This is a genomic window from Porphyromonas gingivicanis JCM 15907 (assembly GCF_000614585.1).
GTDB classification, from domain to species: Bacteria; Bacteroidota; Bacteroidia; order Bacteroidales; family Porphyromonadaceae; genus Porphyromonas; species Porphyromonas gingivicanis.
This window is the reverse complement of the sequence record NZ_BAKX01000002.1, coordinates 31,798-45,440: the sequence shown is the minus strand read 5'-3', so window position 1 is coordinate 45,440 and position 13,643 is coordinate 31,798. Positions and strand designations below refer to the sequence as shown.

Here is a 13,643-nt window from a genome sequence, read left to right as displayed (position 1 = left end):
AAGTGCTTCAAACTGTCCGTTTCAACACTCCCTCTTGGGGAGTATGCCTCCGCTCTCCCTCTCAAAGCCCTCTATCCACCTCTCCGTGGATACTGGGGCGGTGTCAATTAACCTTGTACTGAAACTTGATTTCGCTCAAGTCCTTATTGGCACGTACCACCTTCTCTTTGAGCGACTCCTTGAACTCCTTCAAGCGTTTCATCAGTGCCTCGTCGCCCAAAGCAAGCATCTGAGCCGCCAAGAGGGCTGCATTCTGCGCTCCATCTATCGCCACCGTTGCTACGGGGATTCCGGGAGGCATCTGCACGATGGCAAGGAGGGCATCCATACCATCCAACGAAGACTTAATGGGCACACCAATAACGTAGGGGGGTCATCGAAGCCACCACGCCACACAAATGGGCAGCCATACCAGCAGCGGCGATAATCACCTTAACACCACGCCCCTCGGCTTCGGAGGCAAAGGTTGCCACCTCATCGGGCGTACGGTGTGCAGAGAGAGCCAACATCTCGAAAGGTATCTGCAACGCCTCTAACTGGCGTGCCGCTTTCTCCATAACGGGTAAGTCGGAAGTACTGCCCATTATGATGCTAACGAGTGGAGTCATCATGCTTGCGGTCTATACTTATAGAGTAGATACCTAACGATTATCCCAAGAAATCTTGGTAAGCAGCTGCATCCATCAAGGCTTCCATTTGCGCTGCATCGGCAATGCGTACCTTTACAATCCAACCATTGCCATAGGGGGCGTTGTTCACCAACTCGGCTGATCTTCAAGAGCAGAGTTAAGCTCGATTACCTCGCCTTCTACGGGCATAAGGAGGTCAGCTACGGTCTTCACAGCTTCGATAGAGCCAAATACCTCACCTTGAGCTACGGTTTCACCTTCGGTAGGAACGTCTACGAATACGATTTCGCCCAACTCGCCTTGAGCGTAATCTGTGATACCAATAGTTGCTACATCGCCATCGAGGCTCACCCACTCATGATCGGTGGTGTACTTAAGATTTGCAGGAATATTCATATTTCCGTTTTCTATGATTATAATGTTGTAATTACTATTTTTCTATTCTGTGCCACCCTCTGCGAAAAGGGGGTAAAATGCGCCACAAAAGCACCTCGCAAAGATAGTAGTTCCTTTTTGAATAACAATACATTCCGAACGATGCGCCTCGCCTACCAACGCCACACACGCACCATCCCGCCCCAAGCTATGCGCCTTCCGATTGCTCCGCCTCGGGGTTTGCTTTTGGGTCTGACATAATCTACTATACAGAGCTTTTAGTCGAAAGATATTGGGGTGTAAAGGAGAGCCTTACCAGCTTTTTGCACTGCCACCTCTTAACAAAAGACAAAAGTACAAAACAAATACCATCCACAACTCACTCGCTCACATTGTCAGTGTTGCGCACGAACTCTCTCTGTACAAAACAAATACCATCCACAACTCACCCCATTTACATATAGGAAAAAGGGCAGACCCTACCGAAAAGAGCCTGCCCCTGCTGTCAAAACAAAAAGGTTGCGATGCACCCTATTGCAGGTCTTTTGGGGCGTCAAACTGCACCTCGAAGTAGGGGAAGCGGTAGGGGGTACTCTGCTGCACGAGGCGACAGAGGCGGAAGCCTTTGCCCCATCCATATAGTTGATAACGGGCACTTTGTTTTCCGTTATGCCCAGCTCGAAACGGCCTCGCTCTTTCCCTTGGGCATCGGCTATGGTAAGCAGGGCGGTATAACTTTTCTGAACGCCCCATGTTACCTTAACAGATTGATTGGTAGGCGTGAGAGGCTTCTCGGCAAGTGAGGGGATACCAAACGTAACCTCTACGCTATTCCTACCCAAAATGGGCTTCTCATAGGGGGCATACAGACCTACCTCGCTATTCTTTAGCGCAAAGTGGTAGTCGCTCCAGTCGTACTCGGGCTCGTCGCCGTAGACGAAAAGCAAGGTGAGCGCCGCTGGAGCGGGTCGGTCGGGGTTAAGAGGGTCTTGTGCTCTCTTGTCTTGCTCCTTTACGATGGGCTCTTTCTGCCCGTTGGGTCGGCAACTTACCCACCCCATACTCCCCCCAAGGAGGAGCAGTAATCCTATTACTATATAATGTTTCATACGCTATTCTATATAGAGACTATTGTCCACGGCACACTTGCCCAGCGATTGTCGATAGTCAGGTCGGGACTCGCACCTCTCTGCACTCCCCTACCCTCGGTCTCAACACCCTGCAACGACGGCACGCAACAAAGCCTCCTTCAATTATTTTCTATCGAAGAGAGCCTTACGACTCCCTTTTTTAACTATTCCTCACAACCCCTCTTCCGAAGTAAAACGCACCTCGAAGTAGGGCAATCGGTTGGGCGACTTCTGATACACCCAACGGCAGAGCGACCACCCATCGGCTCGTGCCACGGGACCCACCATAGGCACACCTGCCTCCTCTCTCAGTAGGAAGAAGATGCTCGCCACCCTGCGCCCTTGGTCATTGTAAACGATAAGCTCCACAGGCGTCGATTTGTCCTTACTCCAAAAGGCATTTATCTCCTCTATGGGCTTGGGGGTGAGGGGCTTCTCTGTCAAGGTTGGTTTACCGAAGAAGAGCTCCACCTCTCGACGATGGGTAACGGGCGCAGCAAAGGGAGCATAAGCCTCCGTCTCTGCTTTTTTGAGAGCAAAGCGATAGCGACCCCAATCGAAATCCGAGTGATGCGCATAGACCAAGCTAAAGTGTAGCGTAGAGGGCGAAGGCTCACTGGGATAGGTAGAGGGAGTAGATGCCTCTTGCGCCTCTTTTTGTTGGGGCAGTTGAGGCACCTCTTTACGGCAAGCAATGAGCGTAAAACCGAGCAAAAGAGCGAGCATTAGCCCCTTAATAGTGTAGTGTTTCATAAATTAAATTCGTTATACAGAGCCTGCCCCCCGAACCATAAACAGCGCAAGCAACGGACTTTTTACGATGCAAATGTAATACATTCTTCACCTCACGGTGCTACGATGCTCCTTTACTTCCCTTCGTAAACGGCGCCATGTCGGGCAAAAAAGAAGCTCGCCTCAAACGGTTTCGCCACTTGATAGCAGGTCCAATTACGCCTCGTAGCCTCTGCCACATCACTTTTGAGGCAAACATTACATTCGCTCTTAGTCATGGGATTAAAGACGGCTATTTTGGCCTCCTGTTCGCTGGTGGGGAGGGAGCGCATCATGTCGTTCATCGCCTTGCCCTGTATCTTATTCTCAAAGCAAGTTACGTAGCAAAGTTTGGAGGAGTGCGACAAATTCAACTTGCTCAATTCATTACGATAGCACTCCAAGTAGGTCAAAGCAGAGAGACCCGAGAGGTCTAAGAGCGAGAGATTGTTGTTTGAAACGTCCAGATTAGTCAAAAAGTTATGTTTGCCGAAATAGACCATTTTGAGCTTATTATCAGAGGCTTCAACAGCTGCCAAAGAGGGCTTATTACGCACATCGAGCGTAGTCAAGGCATTGCCTCGCACATCAATAAAAGACAACTTTTCGTTATCGGTTAGGTTCAATTCGGTCAATCCGCACTTGGCGCACTCCAAGATGCTCAAAGCTGTCATGTGATGCACATCGAGACGCTTTAACACATTATTCGACACGGCCAACGCTTTCAAAAGAGCGTTTTGAGAGAGGTCTAACTCGGTCAATCCATTATTGCCACAGTAGAGCGATACTAATTTTTTGTTTTGCGTTACGTCGAGTTTGTTCAGGTTGCCATTGGGAACGAGTAGGTAAGCCAGATTGGGAGCTTTAGAAACATTAACATAGCCCAACGTAGGCTCTTCGTCATCATTATTGTAAATAAGGCTTTTTAGGTAGATGGTAGGACTCACAACGATAGATTTGATACGGTTGCTCTCCTCGAGTTTTTCTAAATTCACATCGGTCGGGATAGACAAATCAAGCCTTTCGATAGCACCTTTTATCTTGATAACAGGCTCTGTAATCGTGAAAAGCCAGTATCGGCGTCCTCTCTTTTCCACCTCAGAGAAGTCTCCCAGCCCCTGCATGCGAGTAAAGTATAGGTCAGGATTATCCTTACCTTCTTCATTCAACTCGAAGGAAAGGGCAAGGGTAGAGCCGATGGGCTTTTCGGTAACAAAGGTTATGATATTGCTCTCTGTCTCCTCCTCTCCGGGCACAAACGCAGGGTCAACGATAGGCTTGACAATGGGTTCGGGTTCTTGCTTTTTGGGCGAACAACAAGCCATAAAGGCGAAAAGAGAGATACTGCCCAAAAGAAATGCTACGTGTTTACCTTTCAAAAGAGTTTTTTTCATAGTAGTATGTATTAAGTACATTAATCCATCTGCCCTCGAATTAACAAGTGTTCCACAAACGTATAAAAAACACATAAAAGAAACAACTTTTCAAGAAAACACACCACACGCTATCGAACGATAAAGCAACCGAAAAGAGCCAGAAAAAACCAAGAAACATTGTCAGATACAATCCCACTAAATACAGAGATAACACGCAGAGCAATGGAACAGCATCCCAAGCCTTTATAGGTTTTCGGCAAAAGCATCGACCCTTTTGCCTCAAAGGGTCGGTCTAAACAGCAGAAAGGATTAACCCTTTCCAAGGGGTTCGATTGAGGGAAGAAGCGCAGAGTGCCCAACCATTGCAAAAGAGGCTTTGTACAATCACTACCCCCCTTCGGCAGAGAACAAAATCCTATAATAGAGGAGCGGAGCTGGGAGGGGCGAGCAAGGGGGACGCAGGTGGTGCGTCAAAGCGGACAAAGAATATCGAACAGACACCGCTATAACACTTCATAATGCGATGAAAAGTAGCAAATCCATCATGTCCCAAAAGGTCGGTTACTTCGACTTTATTCTCTTTGCGGAACGTGCGCACTCGGAAACGCACCCGCCCCTGCTCCACGTGCTTGGCATCGTAAATAGTAAGTTGCGCTACGAATGTCCCCTCGCCCCATAGCTGCTGGGTCTCCGATTCATAGGCAGAGGGTTGCTCGGACAAGGAGGGCTTCCCAAAACTAAGAAGCACACCATTCTCTTGGAGTGTAGGCGACTTTATGGGAGCGTATAAGCCCGTTGCCACATCGTGCAAGGAGAAATGATAATCGCTCCACGCAATGGGAGCTAACGAATCGTGCTGTAATATAAGTTCGAGCGGACGAGGTACACCCATCGAGGGAGAACGCTGGCAACTGACCCCAGTCCAACCGAGGCAGAGGAGCAAAGCCACGACTCCGAAAATACGCCAAGCATAGCGCACTGCCCGACAACCCTTATAGGTCGAGAGTACAAACGAATAGATTGGGCTAAGAAAGATCATAATAGGATGGTCTTGGATAGTCTCTAAATTATTGTCTATGAGTCGCTACTGAAAGGTTGGGTTATGGGACATAGACAAGCATTGTACCGGCTCGCCCCGCCCGTAGTACCTCCGCACAAACGGAAACGTTGCAAATATACGACTCTCCCTCTAAAAAGCATCATCGCGCCACAGATTATAACTTTTCGGGATAGAGGGGCAATGGGGCGTACCATGGACACAGAGGGGAAGCGGTCGAGGGTACGAGGGCATCGCACGGAGAGAAGATAGACTATTCATATTGTGTCAAGATGATACGACTCGCAGAGGCGAAGGAAAGGAGGCTTAGCATCGGAACAAAGAGGGCGGAGGGTAGGTGAGAAAAAGGCTCACCTATTTATGTTTTTTTATTTTTCTCTACTTTTTCCACATTTGTATCTGTAAGTCAAGTTTGAAAGGATGCTCCCCCCATCGGAACGGCTGATAGATTTTTACCCTTTGCCCTATGGAGAGCGCAAAGGGCTACGATAGAGTTCGGGCATTGAAAGTAGTTCATTGCCCCCAATAGTACCCAACGGCGCAGAGGCCCTCCCCCACGAAGAGAGACGCACCCCTTAGAGAGAACAACAAAAAAAGATAGCACCACTTGCAAAAGCAGTGCTATCTTCCTTTAGGTAATTGACTATCGCAACGCTCGCTTAGGGGAGTACTACTTTAACCACCTCTGTGGCAGAAGAGCCCTTCAGTACGAGCATATAGCAACCCGATGGGAGTGCCACAGTGGCAAAAGAGACAGTGCCATTCTCGACAGATGCTTCGGCTATCCTATTGCCCACCATATCCCAGAGAGTGGCGGTCTGATAGGCACTATCCACATGGTCAATGCTAATCATCGAGGGCAATACTCGTACCCTGCACTCTGCCTTGTCGATAGCGTTAATTGCCGTGAACTCTGAAATCTTAAACTTATTCCACAAATCAGAAGCAAGGTAAGCCTCTTTAGACCCTTTAGGCACCCATAGTTCGCAGTTGGGCAGGTCGATGCCTTCAAAGGGGTCGCTCTCGATATCGTACAAAATCGGCGTGGGTACTTCGATGGTTATTTTCTTGACATTTTCGCTTCCGCAGAAAGCTCTCTTTCCAAACGTGTTGAAGTTTTTGGGGATATGTATCTCCTTCAAATTTCGACAATACCAAATTGCATAGTTGTCTGTCTCTTCTGTATTGGGGTGCATGGCACATACTTGGCTACTCATATTGGCAAAAGAGTAGAGGAAACGACCATCTTTACTATATAATCCTCCTTTGTATTCCATGAACTTAGGATTGTCTTCCGCCACCACGTAACGCTCTAAATTCAAACAGCCCCAAAAAGGATTAGAAACAAACTGCATATCTGTGGCATGTATCTTCACCTCCTTTAGTCCCATACATTCGGCAAAAGCGGAACTCTCTAAGTACTCCATACTGGCAGGTATTTCGAGCTTTTCGATACCCATACAGTGGAGGAAAGCCAGCTCTCCGATACGTTCGACCCCTGTACCCAAGTTACAAACGCTAAGAGCTTCGCAGTTTCTGAATGCTTCCATCTGTACCTCTTTGAGAGTAGAGGGAAAGGAAACCTCCTTGATCGATTTACAATTAAAGAAAGCCAACGAACCTATCTTAGTGAGACCTTCGGGGAAATTGATTTTTTCCAATTTGGGACAATCTTGGAAAGCACAATTTTGTATCTCCTTAAGACTATTGGGGAGTTGTACCTTCTCCAGCTTCCAACATGCGTAAAAAACATAGTTTCCTATCTCTTCAATACCCTCGGGCACCACAATCTCTCGCAACTCACCAGCCCCCATAAAGCACTCAGGCGCAATAAACTCCATTGTCTGGGGGAGATACACACGCTCCACCATCGACTCTTGAAACATACAAGTGTTGAAGCGCTTAACTCCTTCGGGTATAGTTACCTCTTTGAGAGCCTTACAGTAGATAAACATATAAGCTCCTAAAGAGGTCAGTGCAGAAGGTAGCTTGATTGTTTCCAACGTTCTACACACCCCGAAAGCCGTGCTTCGAATCTCGGTAACCTGATCGGGTATCGTTATCTTCTTGAGTTCATAGCAGTTAAAAAATGCTCCTACGCCTATCGCTTTGACATTGTTGGGCAATATAATCTCCTCGATACTGGTGCAGTTGTAAAAAAGTTTATCGGGGATTTCGTCCGAGCGTTCGATGTAGTACTTCCGCAATGAATTCTCTTCCTCTCTAAACTCAGCATAGTACTCACCTCCTTTTACAAAAGTAACCCCCGACAAATCTATCTTCTTGAGGATACTTGGGTCCGAAAAGCCCTTTTCATTGCCCCCACAAACAGAACGCACGTAACGAGCATCTGTACTGTTGAGTGTACCCGTAATGGTCAGTTCGGTAATATCTTCAAAGATATTGTCAGGCAGTTTGTCCCAAAGCGTACCGGGAGTAGAGATGTGTAGGGTACAAGACTGTTGCGCTCTAAGAGGCAAAGAGTGGCACAGCACAAGAGCGCAGAAAACAAACAGATACAATACTTTTTTCATAATTGATATTTTTATAAGGTTGAACTTCTCTTTGATTATAACAACCATTGCACAAGCATCAAAAAAAATCCGTACTATCGCCTATTGAGCATAACAAGTAAAGCCTCTCCGACCATCAATGATAATAAGGAAAATACCTCTGCCGGGTGCTGGAATAAACAGACTACTCTCTGTGGGTTGATACTGGGCTATACACTGCCCTGCCGTATCGACCAAAGTAATGGTTTGCACCTGCTCGGGTATTTGCAATAGACGCCATCCTTCCGCGTGATGCTCTATGCGTATCCCTTGATAGGAGGGGAGGGCATCTACCGAAGTTTTACACCCAGAGCCATCTCCCACGATAGAGACCATCCAACCTTTCTTTACGGCAAGCTCTGTATGGCTTGTAGCGGCAGCCTCTACTTGATTCATAAGTATCAAACCTCCCAAGTCGTTATCATCATCTCCCTCTCTTTTGACCCTTAACGATTGGTAGAGTTGGTCCAAAGCACAAGCATCTAATTGCGTATTATTCACAGACACAAAGCGCAAATTGGTGGCAGACAGCAATGTAAGCCCCTCCTTAATAGGATTGCCATTGACAGAAAGGTCTTGCAAGTGTTGCATCTCTTTCAAATCTAATTGGGGTATAGCATTCTCACTACAACTTAGTGTAACAAGGAGAGGGTTTTTAGATACATCTAAGGCAGATAAACTGTTTTGGTCGCAATGTAGGTCGTCCAAAGAAGGCAGTTGAGACAAGTCTATCTGACTCAACCCACAATTGCTACAATTAATCGACTTTAAGGATGAGGGAAGGGCGATACTCTTCAACTCGGGATTTTCAGAACAGTCCAGCGTAACGAGGGCATTACAGCCTGTGATATTGAGTTGCTCTAATTGATTGGAGTGGCATAGTAGCTCCTCCAAATAAATATGATTACTTACATCAAGATTTTTTATCTGATTATTGTTGCAGGTAAGTGAGGTTAGCTGAGGGCTATTGCTCAGATTTAGCTCCGTTATCGAGTTTGCCTCGCACGAAAGGACACGCAAATCTTTTTGCGACGACAAATCTAACTTCGAGAGCAGAAAGTTATTATCCGTAGTTAATACCTTCAGTTTTTTAGTTTCGCTAAGGTCTAACTTTTGCAATCCCGCCAATGGTAACAACAGAGTATCTATATTGTTCTTGGGAGGCAAGAGCAACTTGGTAATGGGTCTTCCCAAACCTGCAGAAAAATAGGTCAATTCCTTATTGGAGGTCAGATCGTACTCTGTTACAAGTGTCTGTAATGCGTTTAGATATTTTAGTTTGGGGCACCCCGATAGGTCTAACTTTTTCAGCCCCGGATTGGTCATACAAACCAATGTTTTTAAGGGAGAATTGGCAGGGAAGGCAATCTCTGCTATGCGATTATTGGCAACGACAACGCTATCAATAAGCGTACAAGCCGAGAGGTCGAGCTTCTGCAAAGGAGAGTCTTGTATTACTACTTTTTTCAACGACTTACTTTTAGAAAAGTCAATCGTCGGGATAAAGTTGCCACGAGAAGTCAAATCTGTCAAGATGGGCATATTGCTTATATCCAAAGAAGTTAATCCATTGCCCGAGCACTCCAAGACAAGGATATTACCCTTAATGGTCAAATGCTTCGTTTTGATTTCTCCTCTAAAGGGGGTGGCTTCTTTCTTTATTGGAAACTCCTCTTGCGTGCCATCTGCCCACTCAAAAGCTACCTTGCCCTCTTCCTGTCCCAGCATAAGGAACATATAGGGAGCTCCTACCTTGGCAGAGAAATCCATACTGATACTGTAAGGGCTTGCTTCTTGCGCCCTACAAAATGAAGGAAACATAAAAATACTCGTGAGCCAGAGTACTAACGATACTACGATACACTTTTTCATTTTCAGGTATTTTATTTTGTTTACTATTGACCGAATGTAAAAATAGTCTTTTCACAACTCATTAACAAATATAGCAAACATTTCAATACGTCTATACATATTTGTAAATAAATGTATCGAATTAGAGAACAAGTCTCTTATGTTCTCTTGGTATTGGATTAGATAAAAGAATAAGAAGAATAGAGATGCGGTGGAGAAGCGAGAGGAGGCGATGGTTAGGCAAGGAGTTGCTCGTAGAGTGTGCGGAAGCGTTGCGCCACTACCCGCTGGTCATAGCAGGCAAGGGCTTTATCTCGGGCAGCTTGGCAAGTAGGTCGTGGTCAGCTCCCAACACATAATGCAGTCCCTCCGCCAAGGAGTGAGGCGAGCGATAGTCCGCCACATAACCCGTAGTTTTATGTTCTATCATTTCAGGAATACCGCCCGTTGCGAAGCCCACCACAGGCACTCCTACGCTCATCGCCTCCATGATGGTGTTGGGGAGATTATCCTCCAACGAAGGGGTTACATAAAGGTCGGCAGAGCGATAGAGGTCAATCATGCGCTTCTCTTCCTGCACAAAGCCCACTTGGGTAATGGGGAGGGCGATTTGTTGCTCGAAGTAATCGCTCTGATGCCCAAAGATAACCACACGCACCTTGGGATGCTCCGCCCCATACCGCTCGGCAAAGAGACGCAACCCCTCGACCAATTCGTGTGCTCCCTTACGAGGGTCGGACGCTTTGACCGCACCGAAAAGAATGATTTGCTCCTGCTCATCGAAGCCCCAAAGGCATCGTGCCGTAGCTTTGTCCGCAGGGGAAAATCGCTCCGTATCTATCGGATTGGGGATAGAGGTTACCGCAAAGTGTCGAGCCAGCGGACTGCGACGGCACGCCTCGGCTATCCATTCACTACACCCGACCATAGTAAAACGCCCTGAAGCAAAGAGTTGTGCCTTGCGCCTCATCTGCCAACGCAGGAGCAGATAGGGCAAAAAGAGTCCTCGCTCGGCACATAATTCGATGCCCCGCCCATCGACCTGTTCGCCCGTGTAGTGCAACGCCGCCGAGAAGGGCCACATATCGTGCATAGTCCACACAATAGGTTTACCGAGGCGTGCCAAGGCTTTGAGCTGACCGACGGAGAGAAATCCGTGGTTAATCCAATGTAAATGAATAATATCTGCCTGCTGAATGAGCGGATGATGCGCCAAAGAGACACCCGTATTACCGAGCGAAGCGTGAAAAAGATGCTTGCGATCGAAACCGTTGGCAAGGAAAAGCGCCGCCCGCTCTGCCACGAAAGCCATCTTGTAGCGAAAGTTAGCCCACGCTCCCTCATTGAGCGACACCACCGAAGGGTGCGCCGACTGCTTAGAACGTACCAAGAGTTGCGCCTCTACATCGGTTGTTTGGAGTGCCTCCATCAGTCGCATAGCGGCTATGGCTGCGCCTCCTCCATGGTCGGAAGTATTCAAAAGGGCTACTTTCATACCTGCAAAGGTAGTAATAAGAGAGGGGGATACGCAACGCTCCCTTAGTCTTTCTATTCACATTCTTTTATATATCAATTGCCTCAACCAAATGTTTTTACTAAAATTGTACCCTGAAAACAAACCACAACAACATCAACACAATGAAAAAGTATCTTACTAAGCACTCCTTGCCGTAACATTGACCGCCCTCGCTGCCGTGGGATTCGTAGCGTGCGACCTCTTTCCTATGCCCATCGTTACCCGCAACCCCTGGAAGAGCCTCGGCAAAACAGGTTACCTCTATGGCACCCTCGTAGCCGAGAGTTACATAGACACCTCCAACAAGTTGCCCTACCCGAGCGAGGAGCAACGCAACGACACCACCTTTGTGTGGAACTCTAAATCGCCGAACAACAAAGGCATCTCCTTCTACCTACGCACACCTCTCAAAGAGGTGCGAGACGATTACTCCCGTTACATCAATTGCTTCGGCGACAACTTCTATAACAAAAAGAAGCCCTCCTTTCCCCATCCCTTGGTAGACAACCGTCCTGAGCTGAGTATGGCTACCGTAGAGCGAGTAACCATTACCGCTGACCGCTCCTTTGGCGATGACTATCCCGTGGGGAGCAACCTTGCCCCACTCTGCCTTTTCCATGCGCGGTCGTACGAAGAGTATATCGCCAACGGCTATACCTATAGCGAAAAACCGGGAGAGGGTGATAGCGGACGCCGCATTATACGGGGCGATGACACCGAAGCGTGGCGACAACTACATCTCTACCCTCCTCACTTTGGGTTTGAACTCACCCGAAAGCTCGAGTTGAAAGAGGATGAGTTCGTAACCCTTACCATCACGATGGAGCTTATCAACCGCCTTGCCTCCGACACCGAGCGTTGTACCCTAAAGCGCATTGTAGCCGTACGCACGCTACCACAAGATGGCAACAAACAAGTTGCCCTCCGATGATACAATAGGTTACCCTCTCTCCAACGGACGGTGGTTCGGGACGAATTCCCCGATAAAATACCCGATACTCAAAAGCGAGTATCGGGTATTCTATTTCCTATTGACACCGAAGATTAGGCTCACCACCTATACAATCTGTATCTAATTAATGAAAGATTCATTGCTGATAAATCAATATCCATTTCCTTTTTCTGCGTATATACGCACTTTTCTGAAGCAAATATATCCTTAAATGGTATCTCTACCAAAATTCATTGGACTGGAATCTGAACAATGAAAGAATAAGATTTCCTTTGTTGTAGTAACCAATCTATTCCGAACCTTTGCTCTCGGCTCTACGGGGACATCTAATGCTTTACGGGGACATCTAATGCTTTACGAGGGGCTCTATTGAGGCGAAGAGGATGCCATCTTCTTGTTTTTGGTGCGAGAGGCATGTTTAATAATCCACGCACACTCCTTGGTCATGTCCGAGCGTTCCCACGCTCCGATGATTTGTTCAAACCGCTCGGGGTCTACCTTGAAGAGGTCATTGAGATTGTTAGCAACGCTTTTCTGAATACTCTTATCGGTATCGTCCTTTAAGTTGGAGAGAACCTCTGTATAAAGGTCAAAGTAGTCCAGAACGACCTCTATCTTCTTCGACCATGGGAGGTGTATACGCAGGCACTCGCTTGCCAATCGTCGCACTCGCTGGTTTGCATCTTTGCTCCACTCTATCATCAAGCGTATCGTCTGCTCAGGGTAACGAGCCAAAATGGGTCGCATACAGAACTCGCCCGTAAAGCGTTTGGTAAGCTCTTTGCTGAAAGCGGTAGTCTGCTCGAACTGCTCACCTCCATACAGCTCGACAAATTTGCCCACTGGCCAGAGCCACCACCCCTCGGTAAACATACCCAAGCTACCTTCTAACTCGGGACCAAGAATTTGCGAAAAAATCTCAAGCGTCTGTTCATAGCTTTCGGGCAACACCTCTTTAAGAGTGGTAGCAATCAAAGTTTGCCTATCGTTAAACTCCAAGCTCTCTAAGGAGGGCGATATCGAATGAATGAATCTTTCAAGGTCGAACGAGGGATAGACAGATCCTATTTTCTGCCCGAGCGATAGGCAATAGGCTATATCATAATGCTCTTTCAGTTTTTGCGCCATACAACTGATGAATGCTTGGTTTGATTGATAATTTTTAAGTATTGCAAGTACAAAACTACACAAATCCACAGAGAATTCTTCTCGAAGCCTATACAATAAAATCAAACAATGACATGGTGCGCATGACAGTTGGGAACAACTTCTTAAATGATAGATTTTCATCGAAAAACAGCTCAGATTAAAAATAAAACCCGATATTTGTAGTCATGCAAGTTTGATGTGTAAGTTCCGGCAGAGGGGCGTTTTCTCTTTTTGGGGAAGATAATCTGCTGGAACTTTCCTTTATCTCTACCCACTCCACATCAA

Annotated in this window: 13 protein-coding genes and 2 pseudogenes; 4 read left to right on the top strand and 11 right to left on the bottom strand. The window is 47.1% G+C overall.

Translation table 11 applies throughout. From position 1 onward, the window contains the following. Nucleotides 1–103 precede the first annotated feature (103 nt). Together purE and gcvH are read right to left on the bottom strand one after the other, a co-directional pair. Nucleotides 104–608: pseudogene (gene purE, locus JCM15907_RS10255) on the bottom strand (5-(carboxyamino)imidazole ribonucleotide mutase). 40 nt (nt 609–648) lie between these two features. Continuing rightward, nucleotides 649–1,025 (bottom strand): annotated as a pseudogene (gcvH, locus tag JCM15907_RS10250) (glycine cleavage system protein GcvH). 117 nt (nt 1,026–1,142) lie between these two features. Between gcvH and JCM15907_RS13565 the strand changes: the two are divergent. Further along, complete coding sequence (locus JCM15907_RS13565) at nt 1,143–1,265, top strand: hypothetical protein (RefSeq protein ID WP_277906816.1); 123 nt, start codon at nt 1,143–1,145, stop codon at nt 1,263–1,265. A gap of 218 nt (nt 1,266–1,483) precedes the next feature. On the opposite strand, the gene JCM15907_RS02300 is transcribed toward JCM15907_RS13565, so the two are convergent. From JCM15907_RS02300 to JCM15907_RS02285, 4 genes are all read right to left on the bottom strand, one after another. Next, nucleotides 1,484–2,113 carry a hypothetical protein gene (locus JCM15907_RS02300; protein WP_025842559.1) on the bottom strand — a complete coding sequence of 210 codons (630 nt, stop codon included), beginning with the start codon at nt 2,111–2,113 and terminating at the stop codon, nt 1,484–1,486. Between the two features lie 192 nt (nt 2,114–2,305). Further along, nucleotides 2,306–2,887: a hypothetical protein gene (locus JCM15907_RS02295; protein WP_025842558.1), complete on the bottom strand. Its 582-nt coding sequence runs from the start codon at nt 2,885–2,887 to the stop codon at nt 2,306–2,308. 113 nt (nt 2,888–3,000) lie between these two features. Then, nucleotides 3,001–4,299, bottom strand: a complete 1,299-nt coding sequence (locus tag JCM15907_RS02290; protein WP_148297436.1) for a leucine-rich repeat domain-containing protein — start codon at nt 4,297–4,299, stop codon at nt 3,001–3,003. Between the two features lie 397 nt (nt 4,300–4,696). After that, nucleotides 4,697–5,320: a hypothetical protein gene (locus JCM15907_RS02285; RefSeq protein ID WP_025842556.1), complete on the bottom strand. Its 624-nt coding sequence runs from the start codon at nt 5,318–5,320 to the stop codon at nt 4,697–4,699. A 63-nt stretch (nt 5,321–5,383) separates the two neighbouring features. Here JCM15907_RS02285 and JCM15907_RS12790 point away from each other — a divergent pair, with 63 nt between their 5' ends. Further along, nucleotides 5,384–5,590, top strand: coding sequence for a hypothetical protein (locus JCM15907_RS12790; protein ID WP_148297435.1), 207 nt, complete (start codon nt 5,384–5,386; stop codon nt 5,588–5,590). 154 nt (nt 5,591–5,744) lie between these two features. Here JCM15907_RS12790 and JCM15907_RS12785 read toward each other — a convergent pair whose 3' ends face one another. The 4 genes from JCM15907_RS12785 to JCM15907_RS10245 form a co-directional block, all read right to left on the bottom strand. Beyond that, nucleotides 5,745–5,945, bottom strand: a complete 201-nt coding sequence (locus JCM15907_RS12785; RefSeq protein WP_148297434.1) for a hypothetical protein — start codon at nt 5,943–5,945, stop codon at nt 5,745–5,747. Nucleotides 5,946–5,997: 52 nt separating this feature from the next. After that, complete coding sequence (locus JCM15907_RS02280) at nt 5,998–7,872, bottom strand: leucine-rich repeat domain-containing protein (RefSeq protein ID WP_025842555.1); 1,875 nt, start codon at nt 7,870–7,872, stop codon at nt 5,998–6,000. Between the two features lie 81 nt (nt 7,873–7,953). Continuing rightward, a complete protein-coding gene (locus JCM15907_RS02275) occupies nt 7,954–9,711 on the bottom strand; it encodes a leucine-rich repeat domain-containing protein (RefSeq protein WP_148297433.1) in 1,758 nt (585 codons plus the stop codon). Nucleotides 9,712–10,021: 310 nt separating this feature from the next. After that, the gene (locus JCM15907_RS10245; RefSeq protein WP_051522331.1) at nt 10,022–11,236 is read right to left on the bottom strand and encodes a glycosyltransferase; all 1,215 of its coding nucleotides are present in this window, start codon (nt 11,234–11,236) and stop codon (nt 10,022–10,024) included. A gap of 181 nt (nt 11,237–11,417) precedes the next feature. On the opposite strand from JCM15907_RS10245, the gene JCM15907_RS02265 reads away from it, so the two are divergent. Both JCM15907_RS02265 and JCM15907_RS12945 read left to right on the top strand, forming a co-directional pair. After that, on the top strand, nt 11,418–12,188 hold the full coding sequence (locus JCM15907_RS02265; RefSeq protein ID WP_025842553.1) for a hypothetical protein: 771 nt from the start codon (nt 11,418–11,420) through the stop codon (nt 12,186–12,188). Further along, nucleotides 12,160–12,333 (top strand): hypothetical protein, encoded by a 174-nt coding sequence (locus JCM15907_RS12945; RefSeq protein ID WP_159099894.1) that lies wholly within the window; start codon nt 12,160–12,162, stop codon nt 12,331–12,333. The genes JCM15907_RS02265 and JCM15907_RS12945 overlap by 29 nt, the downstream gene beginning before the upstream one ends. 242 nt (nt 12,334–12,575) lie before the next feature. On the opposite strand, the gene JCM15907_RS02260 is transcribed toward JCM15907_RS12945, so the two are convergent. Further along, the gene (locus JCM15907_RS02260) at nt 12,576–13,337 is read right to left on the bottom strand and encodes a DNA alkylation repair protein (RefSeq protein WP_025842552.1); all 762 of its coding nucleotides are present in this window, start codon (nt 13,335–13,337) and stop codon (nt 12,576–12,578) included. Nucleotides 13,338–13,643 lie beyond the last annotated feature (306 nt).